The sequence below is a fragment of the Tessaracoccus flavus genome (genome assembly GCF_001997295.1).
GTDB lineage: Bacteria > Actinomycetota > Actinomycetes > Propionibacteriales > Propionibacteriaceae > Arachnia > Arachnia flava.
Window position 1 is genome coordinate 2489288 of sequence record NZ_CP019605.1, and the last position, 14928, is coordinate 2504215.

A 14928-nucleotide genomic window follows, 5' to 3' on the forward strand; every position below is an offset into this window, starting at 1 on the left:
ACCCGGAAACTTTTTTTTCTGGCGCTCACACGCGGCCGTCGCCGGCCGCACCACCCGGGCTAGCCGAGCTTCTCCAGATCCTCCACCGCGGGCCCCTCGAGCCTGGTGCCGTCGGCTGCGAAGCGCGAACCGTGGAGCGGGCAGTCCCAGGAGCGCTCGGCGTCGTTCCAGCGCAGCACCCCGCCCATGTGGGTACACACTCCTGAGACCTTGCAGGTCTCGCCGTCCACCGTCGACATGCCAACGGGCTGCACGCCGTCGCGGCCGACGACGCCGTCGCCCTCCTCCGGAGGCTCGTCCGGGAGCGCCTTGAGCTCCGCCGTCGCCCACTCCTTGACCAGTTCTCCGGCCACTCCTGCGGTCTCCTTGATCCCCGTCATCATCGTGCGGGGCTGCACCGGGCGGTTGTTCAGCGTGTCGGCCCATTCCATGGACCCGCCGAGGATCTGCTGGCTGAGGTTCAACGCCGCTGCGATGGCGTTGGCCATCCCCCACTTGTTGAAGCCGGTGGCAGCGTAGATGGCGCCCCCGCCCCGCGGAAGGGGGCCGGCGAACGGGAGCCGGTCATGCGGCTGGTAGTCCTGCGCCGACCACGAGTGGGTCAACTCGGCGCCCGGGAAGTAGCGGGTCGTCCACGCGACGAGGTCCTCGACGGCGAGCGACTCGTAGTCCGCCCGCCCGGTGATGTGCCCGTTCCCGCCGACCATCAGCAGCTCGCCGTCCGGCGTCGGGACGGTGCGGAGCGAGCGCGTCGGCTCGTCGACGCTCAGGTACATCCCCTGAGGGATGGCACCCGGCACCCGGTAGGTGGTCACGTAGGAGCGTTGCGGCACGAGCTTCGCAAAGTGGCCGCCCCGGTCGAGGATCGGGGAGCCGGTGGCCAGGACCAGGCGGCCGGCCGTGACGGTCCCGCGGGTGGTCGTCACCTCCACCGGCGACGACGAGGTGGCGTCGGTCACCCTGACGCCTTCGAACAGCCTGCCGCCGTGCTCGACGAACTCAGTCCTGAGGGACTCCAGCACGGCCACCGGGTCGATCTGGACCTGATCCGGCAGCCGGAGCGCCCCCTCCACAGGGAAGGGAAGTTCGGTCTCCGCAGGCTGCTGGAGGTCCAGTCCGACGGCGTGGCAGGCGTCGAACTCGGCGCCGAGATCCTTCAGGCCGTCCTGCGTCATCGCGAAGGTCCAGGCGTCCCTGCGCTGATACGCGATTCCCCGGTCGTCCATGTACCGGGTCAGCCACGCCTGCCCCTCCCGGTTGCCCTCGAGGTACGCGGCCAAGACCTCCTCGGAGTTCCGCTTGAGGATCTCGGAGTAGACGCTCCCCTGGAGCAGCGAGAGCTTCGCGGTGGTGTGCCCGGTGGTGACCGCCCCCACGCGCCGGTCCTCGAGGAGAATGACCTCTTGCCCCGACCGTGCCAGCAGCACGGCGGTGGCGAGCCCGGTGAGGCCGGCCCCGGCGACGACGACCTGGGCTTTCAGCCCGTCGAGCCTGGCGCCCGAGGGCCGGGCGGAGTCGGAATGAAGATCAAACCAGATGGATCGCATGGGCCCATCTTCACCCACGCCTGGGCGCCGCGCTGACAAGCGGCGATATTCGACGCCGTTCAGGGCCCGCCAGTTATCGCCGGCACGCTGACCGTCAGGGCTCGGCCACCCGCCCGAGTCTCCGCGAGCGGCTCGATGAACGCGCCGGCACCCCGACCCAGATCGCCGAGGCCCGCCACGGCGCCGGGGGCGAGCGTCACGATGATGCGGGCCGCCGGACTCGCGGGGACGGCCCCCTCCCCGACCACCACCTGGAACTCATCGGCTGGGAGCGCCAGGGGCGATCCCTCGACCGTCTGCTTCAGCAGCGGCTCCGCGGGCGTCGGCGCCAACGCCTCGAACAGCGCCTCCCGGTCGATGTGCTTGGGAGTCAGCCCCGCGCGGATGACATTGTCCGAGGCGGCCATCACCTCCACTCCGAACCCGGAGATGTGGGCGTGGATCTGGCCGGTGGGCACGAACAGAGCCTCACCCGGCCCGTAGTGGACGACGTTCAGCATCAACGGAGCCGCAGCACCGCTGTCGCCCGGAAAGTGCCGGTCCAACTCTCCAACCAGTGCGTAGGCGCGATCCTCCTCCCCCAGTTCAGCGCAGCGGGCCAGGACCGCAGAGCGATGTGCGGCCCACGCGTCCCCGGAGAGGAGTGCCTTCAGGGCTGGGCGGAGATCGTCCTCGTCGAGGAGGCCAGACACGCGCCGCGCCCACGGCCCGCCGATCCGCTCGAGGAGCGCCCCGCTCGCGTCCGTCCGGCGCAGTCCTGCCAATGTCTCGGTGTGCGCCAGGGCGATCATCACCTCGGGCTTGTGGTGCTCGTCCTTGAAGGTCCGTTCGGAGGCCTCCAGCGGAAGGCCGGCGGCCTCCTCCCGGGCGAAGCCCTCAGCGGCGAGATCGGCGGCGGGATGGACCTGCAGCGAGAGCGGCTTCCCGGCCGCCAGCAGCTTGACCAGAAAGGGCAGCCGTGGGCCGAACCTGGTGAGAACATCGGCCCCCAGCAGTTCCTCGGGGTGGTCACGAATGGCCACGTCGAGCGGCACGTCGGCGCCGTGGAAGTCCACCAGGCTCGACGGCGCCTTCGGGTGCGCGCCCATCCAGACCTCCGCGACGGGACGGCCTGTCGGTTCCTCGCCGAGGAACTCGGGGATCGCAGCCGCCGACCCCCAGGCGTAGTCCATCCGGGGGTTTCGCATCCGCCACATCAGCTGGCCGACTCCTCCTCGCGGCGTCGCACCCCGTCCGCATCGGCGTCGTAGGTCACCCCGGCGATGCGGAGCCCGATCAGCCGCGCCTCCGGATCGAAATGCTCGAGCACCGGCCGGGCGGTCACGGAACCGTCCGGGCCCAGCGCAACACCGAAGATCGACTCGATCACGAGCTCGCACCACGCCCCGGCCGACGAGCACGCCCAGTCGGTGAGGTAGGGGAAGTGGGGAGGTGCCTTCCTCGATCCACCATCGACGAGGTCGACGACCTCCTCGACCATGTGTGCCTGCCCGGGTGGCCCCTGGCGCGTGCTCCGGGCGAGCCCGGGGAGCCACTCGGCGACGGTCTCGGGGCTGCCGAGCTGGATCGCCGCCCGAGCTGAATCCGCGGGCCAGGCCGGATAGGCCCCGTTCCACTGGTGATCGGGGCGAACGGAGAACCCCGCGTTGCTGTCCGAGGCGGACAGCGCACGCATCCACGACGGCGTGCGGAGATGCTCGACGAAGAAGCGGACCATCTGCTTCCGAGCGGAGTCCGGAAGATCGTGCGCGATGGTGGTGCCGACCGTCGAGAAGTCGTAGCAGTGCATGACCGGAACGAGGGTGCCGTCGGGATGGCGGGCGTTGAAGAACCCCTCGCCCCGACGGTAGAGGTTGATGATCTCGGGGATGAGCTGGTCGGCTGACTTCTCCAGAGCGTCGGCCTCCTTCGCCAGAGCGGTATCGGCGGACCCGCTCAGCCCCGCCTGACGGCGGGTGAGGGCGGCGGCGGTACGCATGCACCAGACGTTCGCGGCGTTGAGGGAGGCGACCTCGTGCACGTACGTCGAGACGCACTCCAGCAGGTTGTCGATCTCGCCGTAGTCGGCCAGGGGTGAGCCCACCCGCTTGTTGCGCCATTCGACGGCCCACTCCCGCACGTGGTCGCCCACCGTCTGGCCGCCGTCGACCCGATGGTCGAGGAAGCCGACGTCACCGGTGGCGTTGACGTAGTCGTTGACGAGCCGGACCATCGCGTACTGGTTGACCGAGTACCAGTTGCCGGCCGGCCCGCCGGTCAGCCATTCGGTGCCGAAATGTTCGTTGATGTCCAGGCCGATCCAGTGCAGGATCTGCTCGCGCATCTCCTCCGGGTCGTTCAGCGCATGCACGAGCGAGGACAGCGAGTAATCCCAGATGAACGTGGTGGTCTGCCAGTACTTCGGCATCAGCGTGTCATAGTGGCGCCTCCGCACACCGGCCGGGTTCTCCCGCCGGAACCACAGCACCCCCATGGCTCCCCACCAGTAAAGCTGGCGCAGCGCGTCGTTGCTGGTCTCGAGGACCGGTAGCGAGCCGGAGGTGAGGTCTCCGTCGGTGCTGAACAGGTCCTCCAGCTCGCGGTTCCACTCGGCCTCCGCGGAGGCGACAGCGCCGTCGACATCGGCGGCGATCGCGTCGAAGGAGGCGTCGACGTCGGCGCCCTCGTCTCCGATCACCAGCACGAACGCCCCGCGCCAGTGTTCCCCCGGCGCGACGCTCGATCGGACGCGGATCATCCGATCCACAGTGGAGGTGTCCTCCACGTCCGCACCGTCGACGTCGATGAGTCCCTGCAGGCAGGAGACGTCCGCCGTCGGCTCCAGCGCCCCGAAGAAGGCCATGCCCTTCGGCGGCGACGCGGGCCGCCCTCTGCGCCTGGCCCCCTCGCGGGACTGCTTGTTGTGCCCTCGGGGCGGTTCAGCGCGACGCCACGGCACGGCCTTGACCACCTCGGAGTCGATCCACACACCCAGATCGAGGTCCCGCTCCTGGGGATCTGTGTTGGTGACGGAGATCTGCACCGCCACCCCGGGGTGACCGGGCGGCACCACCGTCACCGTCTCGATCCGCCATCCATTGATCTCGGTGGCCCGGGTCACGCGGTCGGGACGCCAGGCGTGCTCAACCGGCTCCCCATAGCTCTGCGCGAGCCGTCCGTCGAGGTAGAGGCGGCCCGTGACGCAGTCGCCCTGGGAGACGGGGGGCATGTTGACCGAGCGCACGGCAAGGACGTCGTGGTCGACCTGCGCCACCACGACGTGGTTCGTGAGACCTGACGGGTTGATCATGTCGTCGTAGCGGTCACCGACGGTGGCGCTGGTGAAGCTCTCAACTGTGGGGATGGACATGTATCTCCTAGTACTGACCGAGCGCGAGGCCCTGCGTGAAATAGCGCTGGGTGAAGAGGAACAAGACGATGGTGGGCAGCGAGACCAGCAGGCCGCCGGCCAGAACGACGGGCATGGTGGAGCCGCCGTAGGTGGTCTGCATCGCAGCCAGCGTCGTCATGACGGGACGGACGTCCTGGTCCTGCGACAGGGACAGGCCCAGGAGCAGGTCGTTCCAGATGAACGTGGCCTGGAGGATGAACACTGCGAACAGCGCCGACTTGGACATCGGCAGGTAGATCCGGAAGAAGGTCTGGAACGCGCTGGCACCGTCCAGGGCGGCGGCCTCGTAGACCTGGTGGGCGATGCCGGAGAAGAAGTTTCGCAGAACGAACGCGGAGAACGGCACTGAGATCACGGTGTAGATGAGGATCATGCCAAGGCGAGAGTCGAAGATGCCGACCTCCACGTAGCCGATGAACAGCGGCATGAGCACCATCTGGATCGGGAACACGGTCGCGCTGAAGATGAGGACGAACCACATGAAGGCGCGCTTGACCTTGAGCGCGACGATCGCGAAGCCCGCCATCGCGCCCACGATCACGGCGATGAGCGGTGAGACGATCGAGTAGATGAAGGTCGAGGTGAGGCCGCGGGCGATGCGTCCCCGGTCCAGCGCATCCGCGAAGTTCTGCAGCAGCCCGCTGAGATCCGTCGGGATCCAGACCGTGGCGTTGCCGTAATCGGACGACAGCTTGGCGGCGTTGATCACCATCAGATAGATGGGGATGAGCCAGATGATGCCGAGGACGATCAGGATGAGTTTGCGTGCCAGTTGCATGTCAGAACTCCCTCGCCGGCGCGAGCTGGCGCCTCAGGTAGAGCAACGACGCCGACACGGTCACGATCGTGAGCAGCAGCGCGACGGCCGCGCCCAGACCGTAGTCGTTCAGCATGAAGCTCGACTTGTACATGGTGATGGCCAGCGTCTCGGACGCCCGGCCGGGACCGCCCTTGGTCATGCCCCAGACGATGTCGAACGTCTTGAGCGATCCCACGATGCTGAGCCCGACGACCACGGTGGTCATCGGGGCGAGCATTGGCCACGTGATGTTCTTGAACAGGCTCCAGCCCGTGGCGCCGTCGACCCTCGCGGCCTCGAGGGGCTCCTTGGGGATCGACTGCAGTCCCACGCCGAAGAGGAGCGCATTGACGCCGGCCCCCTGCCACGTGGCGGCGAGAATCATGACGAAAGTGTTGAGCGGCCAATCGAGCAGCCACCGTGAGTCCGCGAACGGGAGGTTGAACAGCTCGAGCGCCTGGGTGAGTGCCCCGTTGGTCTGCAGGATGAAGGCGAAGATGACGCCGACGGCGATGCCGGAGATGGCGTAGGGAAGCAGGAACGGCAGCCGGAACCAGAACGACCCCTTGAGTCCGTGCGCGAGCACCGCGATGACGAGCCCCAACCCGACCGGCATGACCAGCGTGCCCACCACCCACATGAAGGTGTTCAGCATGGAGGTGAGGATGTTCGGGTCCTGGAAGAGCTGCTCGAACTTGTCCAGACCCACGAACTCGGGGTCACCCAGCCCGTTGTACTCGGTCAACGACAGATACGACGTGTAGAGAAACGGGGCGTAGAGGAGGAGTCCGCAGAGGATGAGCGCAGGAGCCAGGAAGGCCGTGGCCGTGGCGCGCTCCTGGCGTCTGCGTTTGCTTCCGTAGCCCTTGGGCCGCGCGGTGTCTGGTGTGGTGCTCATGTGTCTTCCTACCTCGGTTCCTCAGTCCTCAAACGCCGCCGGTCGGTCGTCTCAGCGTGGTCTGAAGCGGTGAGCATCGCCACGGGCGGTGTGGCGATCCTCAGGGCCGGGGATTCTCGCGATGTTGTCCGGTGCGCCGCGGTCCCCGTCGATGCCGAGGATCCGGTGGCGCACAGAGAGCGGGCGGTGCGGCCGATCCCCCCGTCGGCCGCACCGCCCACCGCTTTCTTACTGCTGGGCCCAGTAATCGTCGGCAGCGGCTTGCAGACGCTCCTGCATGCCTCGCGGATCACTCGGGCTGGTCACGAACGCGCCGAAGAGCTCAGTGGAGAGCTGGTAGACGGGCTGCGGGCTGCCCTCGAGGTAGCGGGGCAGGATGCGCGTACCGTCGTTGACGGCCTCCACCAGGGCGCTCAGCTCGGGATCCTCGATCTCGACGTTCGGGTTGAAGCTCACGTCTCCACGGCTCTGCGACCATGCGGTCTGGGCGTCGGTGGTCAGCCACCACTTCGAGTACGCCAGGGCGGTGTCCTCATTCTCCGAGCCCGCGCCCACACACAGCGGCCCGGTCTCGAGGATCATCGGCTGCTCCTCGGTGTCGGGGTTGAGGTTCGGGAACATGAAGATCCCGTAGTCCTCACCCGACACGGCGTCGATCGCCGTCAGCTGGCCCGTGAAGAACGTGCCGAAGTAGGCCATCGCCACATCGCCGTTCATGAGGAGCGCCTGCGGATCGCCGGTGACGCCCGGGTCGATGAAGTCGCCCCGGTTGATCATCTCTTCCCACTTGTCGACGGCGACGTTGACGTCCTCGTCGGTGTAGCTCGCGCTGCCGTCAAGGATCCCGAGGTACGTGTCCGGGTCCTGTCCCGCCAGGAGTGCCTGGAAGTAGACGAACTCGAAGATGATGTTCATCTGGTGGAAGGGGGTCACGCCCGCGTCGCGGAGCGTCTGCATGACAGTCTCCATCTCTTCCCACGTGGTGGGGGGCGTGAGGCCGTTGTCGTCGAAGATCTGCTTGTTGTAGTAGACCGCCCAGTAGGCCACGTTCAACGGCACGCAGTACTGCTTGCCGTCGTAGGTGTACTGGTCCTTGAGGCCCTCGGGCACGAGGCCCTCGCTCTCGGCTTCTGCCCAGATGTCGGTGGTCTCCGCGACGAGACCCTGCTCTGCGAGCTCTTGGAGCTTGCCGCCGGTGTGCCACGTGAAGAGGTCCGGCTTGTCATCGGTGCGGAAGGCCTGGCGGATGTACGTGTCGTACGCAACCGGGTCGGAGTAGCCCGTGAACTCCAGGTCGATGTCGCCGCTGGCGGCATTCATCTCTTCGAAGGACGGCTCCCAGGCCGCCTTGTCGGTGAAGAAGTTGATCGTGCCGGATGCCGCAGGCGCTTCGCCGGCGCCCGTGGTCTCGCCACCGGTGGTCTCGCCGGAGGTGGCTGCCGGGGTGGTCATCGCAGGGTCGGTGGCGCCGGGCGCGGGGTCATCGCCGTCGCCCCCACAGGCAGTCAGAAGCAGGGCACTGGCCAGCGCCGTCGCCGTCAGAGCTTTCTTGAATGTGATCATGGTTTCCCTCCTAAGGGGGGTCAGTTGGTGGTCTCGGAGTCCGCCACGGTGACGGTCCAGAATCGGGGGCGGTAGATCGTCACGTCGTCGAAGATGTGCTCGTTGTCGAACGTGTTGACGTTGTAGCTCACCAGCAACGTGTCGTCGTCGCTGAACTGCGGATGGACGTGCGAGTTGTACGTGAAGACGTTCGGATCGCCGTACGACCCCCAGAGCCCGGTCTCAGGGGTGGAGAACAGGTGGGTCTTGTTGACGAACGGCCCGGTCGGATCGCAGGAGGTGTAGGCCACGACCTTGCTCGAGAAGAGCTCGGAGGTGTCGTGGGTCACCAGCAGGTAGCCGTCGCGGAACTCGGTGACCGAGAACTCGTTGGCGACGTGGTCGAGGATCGGCGCAGAGTCCGCCGCGTCTCGGCTCCACTCGGAGCCCGTCCAGTACTCCCACTTGTCGACGCGGGAGATGTCGTGCCCGGCCACGCGGGCGACGTGCGCCTGCTTCAGTGCCCCCTGATCATCGACGCCGTAGATGTAGGTCTTGCCCTGGGTTCGCTCGTACCAGGAGGTCCACTGCACGTTGGAGTCGACGTCGACCGTCGTCACGTCCGTGACTTCCCATGTCTTGGGATCGACGGTGCCGATGGCGGTGTGGTCCCAGGCCCAGTCCCACTGTCCAGGGCCGAACTTGTCGTAGCGGTTGATGCCGATCTGCAGGTCACCGTTGGGTGCCGCGTAGCCGGCACCCAGCCAGTACCAGGAGTCCGCCGCCGGAGGCCCGAAGATCGCCTGCGGGTCGGCCTCGGTGCCGCCGGTCACGGTGGGCCCCAGCTCCCCGCCGCGCTCCAGGACGATCGAGTTGTTGATGAAGCCGAGCGTGTCCATGTCCAGGGCGCCGTCGACGACGGTGCCGAGGACCGTGTCGGAGAAGAGCCAGGCCGTTGATCCGTCCTTGAGTTGCACCGAGTAGGTGGAGTCGGCACCCACCCAGCGGCCCGACGTGTCGCCGTAGTTGGCGAACTGCTCGGTCCTGTCGTTGGGCTCAGCGGACGTCACGACAAGCTCCTCCTGGACGAGGGAACATTCGCGTTGGGTCGTCGCCGGGGCCGCCGTGGCCGTCTGGCCGAACACCATGACGCCGGTGCTGGTCAGCGCCAGCGCAGCCAGGCCGGCAGCTGCCTTGGTGGTGAGTGGTCGGTACTTCATCGTGCATCACCTCGATGTGAATAGGGGCAGTCATGCCCGTCGATTTGGTAACGATACCACGCGGATTCGGGCTTGCCTAGGCTAGATTTGAGGCCGAGGAAAGGCGGCGGCCTAGGATGAACCACATGGATCGGCCCCGGGGCTCAACGACCAAGAAGCCCACGCTCAAGAACGTCGCCGAACTCGCGGGCGTCTCCCCTATGACAGCCTCCCGGGTGGTCGCCGGCGGCGACGGGGTCTCCCCCGCGATGGTGCGTCGGGTCCAGGCTGCGGTCAAGACGCTGGGCTACTCGCGCAACGAGGCCGCCCGGCTGATGCGCCCGGGCCAGCGCTCCGGGCTACTCGGGGTGATCATCACGAACATCGACAATCCCTACTACGCCCAGGTGCTCCTCGGGATCGAGTCGGCTGCGCAGGAGGCCGGCCGGCTCATCATCACCGGCATCTCCCACAACGACCCCCGCCTCGAGGCCCAGCTGGTGAAGGACCTTGTCGCCCGGCAGATCGAGGGGCTCATCGTCGTGCCTGCCAGCACCGACGCCCCCCACCTCAGCCGCGCGGCCGCGGCAGGCATGCCCATCGTCCTGGCGTCCCGGTCCATCGACCAGGGCGGCGTCGACACGGTGCTCGTGGACGACATCGACGGCGTGCGGGCGGTCCTGTCCGACAAACTTCGCCAGGGCGAACACCCGATGGCCTTCATCGGCGGACCGGATTCGATCGCCACAGCCGCACGGAGGTACCGCGGCTTTGCGCTCGCCCACGCCGACGCCGGGCTCGACATCCGTCCAGATCTGGTGGAGCGGCTCCCCGCCGAGAGAGAACCGGTGATGGCGGCCACCCGGAGGCTCCTCGACCTCGACCAACCGCCACGCGCATTCTTCACCACCAACAACCGCTACACCGTCCACGTGCTCCGCGTCCTGCTCCAGGAGCGCAACCGCTGGGCGACATGGGAGGACAGGCCACCGCTCGTGGGCTTCGACTCCTTCGAGCTGGCGGACCTCGTGCCCTACCCGCTGACGCTCATCGAGCACGACGCCCGCGCCATGGGGAGAATCGCCGGCGAACTCGCACTTCGACGGATCGACCATCGCGACAGCACGCCCCCCATGACCACGACGCTCCCCTCCGTCGGCGTCGTGGTCGGGCAACGCGAATAGGCAGGCTCGCGTCTAGCCCGGCGGATGGAATCTTGGTATCGTTACCAAACCTGAGGAGTAACGAAGGAGTTCCCGATGCAAGCCGCTCAGCCGAATTACGACACTGACCCGCGTCTCCCCCAGCCGACCGGCACCCCGGTCTTCGTCGGCGACGACGTCTGGGCTGAGCTGGCCGCGGCCGCATCGCGGACGGATCGCGCCGTCGTCGTCGTCGACTGCTACCCCGGGGTGGACGAGGAGGCCGTGCACCGGGCACTGGAGGGCGTCTTCGAGCACGTGATCAACGTCCCCGACCAGGCGGCGAAGCCGATCGACGACATCGACGCTCTGATAGCGAGCAACCTCGGCGACGACCGCGTCTTCGGCTTCATGACCCACCACAACCTGGCTGATCTGTACGACGCCGAGCGCCTCGAAGCGTTGCGGCATCGGGTTGCGGAGAGAGAGGGACCCGTGGTGCTGGTCGGTTGGGGGGCCGCCCTGGCGGCTCCGGAGCCGGACCTCATGGTGCTCGCCGACATGCCCCGCTGGGAGATCCAGCTGCGCATGCGGGCGGGCTTGCCCAATTGGCGCTCGGCCAACCACGACGAGGACATCCTGCGCAAGTACAAGCGCGGCTTCTTCGTGGAGTGGCGCATGGCCGATCGCCACAAGAAGCAGCTGTACGACAGCCTGGACTACCTCCTGGACACGACCACGGACGAGCCCAAACTGATCACCGGCGACACCTTCCGCTCGGCCCTCGATCAGGCGGTCACGCGCCCCTTCCGCGTGGTGCCGTACTTCGACCCCGGAGTCTGGGGTGGCCACTGGATGCAGGAGGTCCTCGGTCTGGACGGCGACGTGCCCAACTACGCATGGGCGTTCGACTGCGTGCCGGAGGAGAACTCTCTGGCGCTGGACATCGACGGCGTCCGTGTAGAGATGCCGTCGATGAACCTGGTGCTGCGCAAGCCGATCGAGTTGTTGGGGCCGGGCACCTTCGCCCGGTTCGGGGCCGACTTCCCCATCCGGTTCGACTTCCTCGACACCATGGGTGGCGGCAACCTCTCCCTCCAGGTGCATCCGTTGACCGGATACATCCAGGAGAAGTTCGGGATGAAGTACACCCAGGATGAGAGCTACTACCTGCTCGACGTCGGTGAGGACGGAGGGGTCTACCTCGGCCGCAAGCCCGGCGCGGACTTCGACGAGATGTTCGACGCGTTGGAGAGGGCCCAGCGCGGCGAAAGCACGTTTCCCGACGAGAAGTTCGTCAACAGGTTCCCCTCGAAGAAGCACGACCACGTGTTGATCCCCGCGGGGACCATCCACTGCTCGACGCGCAACACGATGGTGCTGGAGATCTCCGCCACCTCCTACATCTTCACCTTCAAGATGTGGGACTGGGACCGGGTCGGACTCGACGGCAGGCCCCGCCCCGTCCACCTGCATCATGCCCGCCCGAACGTCCAGTGGGATCGCGACAAGGAGTGGGTCGAGAGGAATCTCATCAACCGAATCGAGCTGCTGGACGAGGGAGACGGCTACCGGATCGAACGCACCGGCCTGCACGAACTCGAGTTCATCAACACGGTGCGCCACTGGTTCAGCGTTCCGACCCTGCGGGACACGAGGTCGACGGTGCACGTCATCAACCTGGTCGAGGGGCGCGCGGCCATCGTGGAGAGCCCGACCGGGGCGTTCGAGCCGTACGAGGTGCACTACGCCGAAACCTTCATCGTGCCTGCCGCCGTCGGCGAGTACACGATCAGGCCCGCGGACGGCGTCGGCGAATGTGCGACGCTTACCGCGTTCGTCAGGGGCACCGACTTTCCGCGATCCGTCACCGGCGAGGATCTGCGCTTCACCGGCCGCACCGACTGAGCCCTCACCGATGTACCCCGTGCTGGAGGTCGGTGGCACGCATGTCACCGCCGCCCTCGTCGACCTTGCCCCGCCCCACGTCGCGCACGCCGAACGGGTCGAGATCGACAGTTCCGCTGACGCGGAGACGCTCCTCAAGTCGTTCACCGCGGCCGTCGCCGGGCTGGGCGACGAGGCGCGCGCAAAGCCTCTCGTCGTCGCGATACCCGGCCCCTTCGACTACGACCGGGGCATCGGCGACTTCGAGGGAGTGGCGAAGTTCGGGTCTCTGCGCGGCGTACGGGTCGGTGACGAGTTGGCCCGACGACTGGGGAGCGGGTCGGTGACGTTCCTCAACGATGTGACGGCATACGGGATTGGCCAGTACGAGTTGCTCGGTCGACCGCGACGCATGGTGGCGCTGACCCTGGGCACCGGCGTCGGGTCGGTCTTCCTCCAGGACGGTAGCCCCGTGACGGCCGGGCCCGGCGTCCCACCCAACGGTTGGGTCTATCTTCTGGAACACGACGGCCGGCCTATTGAGGAGACTTTTTCGCGTCGCGCGATCATCGCAGCCCACGCAGCCGCGAGCGGGCAGGAGCTGGACGTGCACGAGATCGCTGATCAGGCGCGCTCCGGCGATCCGACTGCCGTCCACACCCTCTCTGCTGCCTACGCCTCGCTCGCGGAGACCCTCGCGCCCTACCTGATCGCTTTCGAGACCGACCTTCTCGTGGTCGGGGGTTCCATCGCCAGATCGTGGGACCTGATCCTGCGGTGGTTCGAGCCGTCGGTCATGTCCCACTTCCACCATCTGGATGTCCAGGCACCCCGGATCCTCCCAGGCGCGGTCGGCGAGACAGCGGCGCTCATCGGGGCCGCACGCTACGGCGCGGGAGCGGCAACGCGGCGGTGATTAAGGGGGCACAATTGGGTCAGGACGGAAGGGCTACCCATGGCGAAACGACCTAAGCGACACCAGCTCAAGGAGGCGGGCGCAGTCCAAGCCCCCGTCGACGATGCGGTTTTCGGCGTCGACGAGGACGACGAGATCGACCTGGCTTTCGACGCCGAAGACCCTCTCCTCGAAGAGTTCATCCGTGACATGAGCCTGCAGACCTGCGACTACTGCGCGTCACCGGTGCAGTGGATCGAACCAGAGGAACTGATCGAGACGTATCCGGCTGAGGTCGACGACGTCCTGTTCGATCTGGATCTCGACGTTGGCGACATCCTGATGTCCTGGGTGTGCACCGAGTGTCCGAACTTCTCCATCATCGGAGAGGACTTCGAATCCCAATACCTCGACATCCAGGGGGACGTCCCCTGTCTCGAGTGCGAAGCCACGACCCAGGCGATCGATCCCGCTCAGGCCAGCCACCTCGATCGCGAGGGGTACCTCAAGGCCAAACGGGAATTCGGCGCTCAGGCTGTTCTCGACGGCTACGCCCAGAGGTGTCCCGGCTGCGGCAACGTCGACTACTACCCGGCCGGGGTCTGAGGCGCACCGGGGACTCCCGAGACGAGCTTGACCGTCACCACCTCGTCGCCCGACTTGACGTCGTGGGTGCGGAACGCCTCCACCACGCTCTGGATGACCGCATCCTGGGCCGTTCGAGTCTCAAGCTGTCGCGCGCCCGACCAGAAGCGCAGCTCCATCCGCACCGTCGCGGTGCCGATCTCGCGCAGCAACGCATCTGGCGCCGGATCCTCGAGCACGGAGGGGATGCACTTCATCGCTTCCAGCGCCACCTCCCTCGCCTTCCCGAGGTCGACGGCGTCGTCGAGGTCGACGTTGACGGTGGAGCGAACGCGCTCATACCCGGTCTGGACCGTCACGAGTTCGGAATGCAGGGCCGAGTTCGGGATCACCACCAGACGCCCGTCGAAGGTCCGCAGCGAGGTGTGGGAGAGCCCCATCTCGCTGACTGTCCCGGCGTGATCGAAGATGCGGATCTGGTCGCCCACCCGGAAGCGGTCGCGGGCGAGGATCACCATCCCGGCGAACATGTTCCCTAGCACAGTCTGGAACGCGATACCGGCGGCCAGAGAGATGATCGTGATACCACCGAGCACGTCAACCGGTTTGACGCTGGGGAAGACCACCGTCATAGCGGCCGCGACGGTCAGGATGATGATGACTACCTGAATGACCTGCGAGAACACGCGCACAGAACTCGGGCTCCGGTCACGCAGCGACAACAGACGTGCTGCGAGGAACCGGGCCACATAGCTGACCAGGATGCCGGCCAGCACCACAGCCAACCCTGTGAGCACCATCTGCCAGGTGATGGGCGGAAGATCGATCATCGGTCCAGTCCTTCCGTAACCGTCAGGTCACGACTCTAGTCTCCCCGCCGGGCGTCCTCCGGGGCCCAACCCTCTGGAAGTACGCTCGACGACACCTCTGAGCGGGGTTCCACGCTGAGACCCTGCGTCGAGCGCAAGTACAGCGGGTTCGTCCGATCGTGATCGCACCTAGGCCCGCCGAAGGAGTTGAGTTGTGGGGTGTCGCTCCCCTTC

At 67.0% G+C, this 14928-nt stretch carries 12 protein-coding genes; 4 read left to right on the forward strand and 8 right to left on the reverse strand.

Annotated elements, in window-relative coordinates; translation table 11 throughout:
- Window positions 1-59: 59 nt before the first annotated feature.
- The 7 genes from RPIT_RS11560 to RPIT_RS11590 all read right to left on the reverse strand — a co-directional run bounded on the left by RPIT_RS11560 (window position 60) and on the right by RPIT_RS11590 (window position 9397).
- Complete coding sequence (locus RPIT_RS11560) at window positions 60-1547, reverse strand: FAD-dependent oxidoreductase (RefSeq protein WP_077343400.1); 1488 nt, start codon at window positions 1545-1547, stop codon at window positions 60-62.
- A 59-nt stretch (window positions 1548-1606) separates the two neighbouring features.
- Window positions 1607-2743 carry a mannose-6-phosphate isomerase, class I gene (manA, locus tag RPIT_RS11565; RefSeq protein WP_077343402.1) on the reverse strand — a complete coding sequence of 379 codons (1137 nt, stop codon included), beginning with the start codon at window positions 2741-2743 and terminating at the stop codon, window positions 1607-1609.
- Entirely contained in the window at window positions 2743-4896 is a 2154-nt protein-coding gene (locus RPIT_RS11570; protein ID WP_077343404.1) for a glucosidase family protein, read from the reverse strand. Before RPIT_RS11570 ends, manA begins: the two co-directional genes overlap by 1 nt.
- Before the next feature lie 7 nt (window positions 4897-4903).
- On the reverse strand, window positions 4904-5716 hold the full coding sequence (locus RPIT_RS11575; RefSeq protein ID WP_077343406.1) for a carbohydrate ABC transporter permease: 813 nt from the start codon (window positions 5714-5716) through the stop codon (window positions 4904-4906).
- Window position 5717: 1 nt separating this feature from the next.
- The gene (locus RPIT_RS11580) at window positions 5718-6635 is read right to left on the reverse strand and encodes a carbohydrate ABC transporter permease (protein ID WP_077343409.1); all 918 of its coding nucleotides are present in this window, start codon (window positions 6633-6635) and stop codon (window positions 5718-5720) included.
- A gap of 228 nt (window positions 6636-6863) precedes the next feature.
- Window positions 6864-8198 carry an ABC transporter substrate-binding protein gene (locus RPIT_RS11585; protein ID WP_218121604.1) on the reverse strand — a complete coding sequence of 445 codons (1335 nt, stop codon included), beginning with the start codon at window positions 8196-8198 and terminating at the stop codon, window positions 6864-6866.
- Between the two features lie 20 nt (window positions 8199-8218).
- The gene (locus RPIT_RS11590) at window positions 8219-9397 is read right to left on the reverse strand and encodes a DUF4185 domain-containing protein (RefSeq protein ID WP_077343411.1); all 1179 of its coding nucleotides are present in this window, start codon (window positions 9395-9397) and stop codon (window positions 8219-8221) included.
- A 125-nt stretch (window positions 9398-9522) separates the two neighbouring features.
- Between RPIT_RS11590 and RPIT_RS11595 the strand changes: the two genes are divergently transcribed.
- The 4 genes from RPIT_RS11595 to RPIT_RS11610 all read left to right on the forward strand — a co-directional run bounded on the left by RPIT_RS11595 (window position 9523) and on the right by RPIT_RS11610 (window position 13906).
- Window positions 9523-10560 carry a LacI family DNA-binding transcriptional regulator gene (locus tag RPIT_RS11595; protein ID WP_162274548.1) on the forward strand — a complete coding sequence of 346 codons (1038 nt, stop codon included), beginning with the start codon at window positions 9523-9525 and terminating at the stop codon, window positions 10558-10560.
- A 75-nt stretch (window positions 10561-10635) separates the two neighbouring features.
- Entirely contained in the window at window positions 10636-12426 is a 1791-nt protein-coding gene (locus tag RPIT_RS11600; RefSeq protein WP_077343417.1) for a class I mannose-6-phosphate isomerase, read from the forward strand.
- 10 nt (window positions 12427-12436) lie between these two features.
- On the forward strand, window positions 12437-13321 hold the full coding sequence (locus RPIT_RS11605; protein WP_077343420.1) for an ROK family protein: 885 nt from the start codon (window positions 12437-12439) through the stop codon (window positions 13319-13321).
- Between the two features lie 39 nt (window positions 13322-13360).
- Window positions 13361-13906, forward strand: a complete 546-nt coding sequence (locus RPIT_RS11610; protein WP_077343424.1) for a hypothetical protein — start codon at window positions 13361-13363, stop codon at window positions 13904-13906.
- On the opposite strand, the gene RPIT_RS11615 is transcribed toward RPIT_RS11610, so the two are convergent.
- Complete coding sequence (locus RPIT_RS11615) at window positions 13888-14715, reverse strand: mechanosensitive ion channel family protein (RefSeq protein ID WP_077343427.1); 828 nt, start codon at window positions 14713-14715, stop codon at window positions 13888-13890. The genes RPIT_RS11610 and RPIT_RS11615 overlap by 19 nt on opposite strands.
- Window positions 14716-14928 lie beyond the last annotated feature (213 nt).

Coding starts and splice junctions, on each gene's coding strand:
- RPIT_RS11560 (WP_077343400.1), bottom strand. CDS start 1,547: ATGCGATCCATCTGGTTTGATCTTCATTCCGACTCCGCCCGGCCCTCG.
- manA (WP_077343402.1), bottom strand. CDS start 2,743: ATGTGGCGGATGCGAAACCCCCGGATGGACTACGCCTGGGGGTCGGCG.
- RPIT_RS11570 (WP_077343404.1), bottom strand. CDS start 4,896: ATGTCCATCCCCACAGTTGAGAGCTTCACCAGCGCCACCGTCGGTGAC.
- RPIT_RS11575 (WP_077343406.1), bottom strand. CDS start 5,716: ATGCAACTGGCACGCAAACTCATCCTGATCGTCCTCGGCATCATCTGG.
- RPIT_RS11580 (WP_077343409.1), bottom strand. CDS start 6,635: ATGAGCACCACACCAGACACCGCGCGGCCCAAGGGCTACGGAAGCAAA.
- RPIT_RS11585 (WP_218121604.1), bottom strand. CDS start 8,198: ATGATCACATTCAAGAAAGCTCTGACGGCGACGGCGCTGGCCAGTGCC.
- RPIT_RS11590 (WP_077343411.1), bottom strand. CDS start 9,397: ATGAAGTACCGACCACTCACCACCAAGGCAGCTGCCGGCCTGGCTGCG.
- RPIT_RS11595 (WP_162274548.1), top strand. CDS start 9,523: ATGGATCGGCCCCGGGGCTCAACGACCAAGAAGCCCACGCTCAAGAAC.
- RPIT_RS11600 (WP_077343417.1), top strand. CDS start 10,636: ATGCAAGCCGCTCAGCCGAATTACGACACTGACCCGCGTCTCCCCCAG.
- RPIT_RS11605 (WP_077343420.1), top strand. CDS start 12,437: ATGTACCCCGTGCTGGAGGTCGGTGGCACGCATGTCACCGCCGCCCTC.
- RPIT_RS11610 (WP_077343424.1), top strand. CDS start 13,361: ATGGCGAAACGACCTAAGCGACACCAGCTCAAGGAGGCGGGCGCAGTC.
- RPIT_RS11615 (WP_077343427.1), bottom strand. CDS start 14,715: ATGATCGATCTTCCGCCCATCACCTGGCAGATGGTGCTCACAGGGTTG.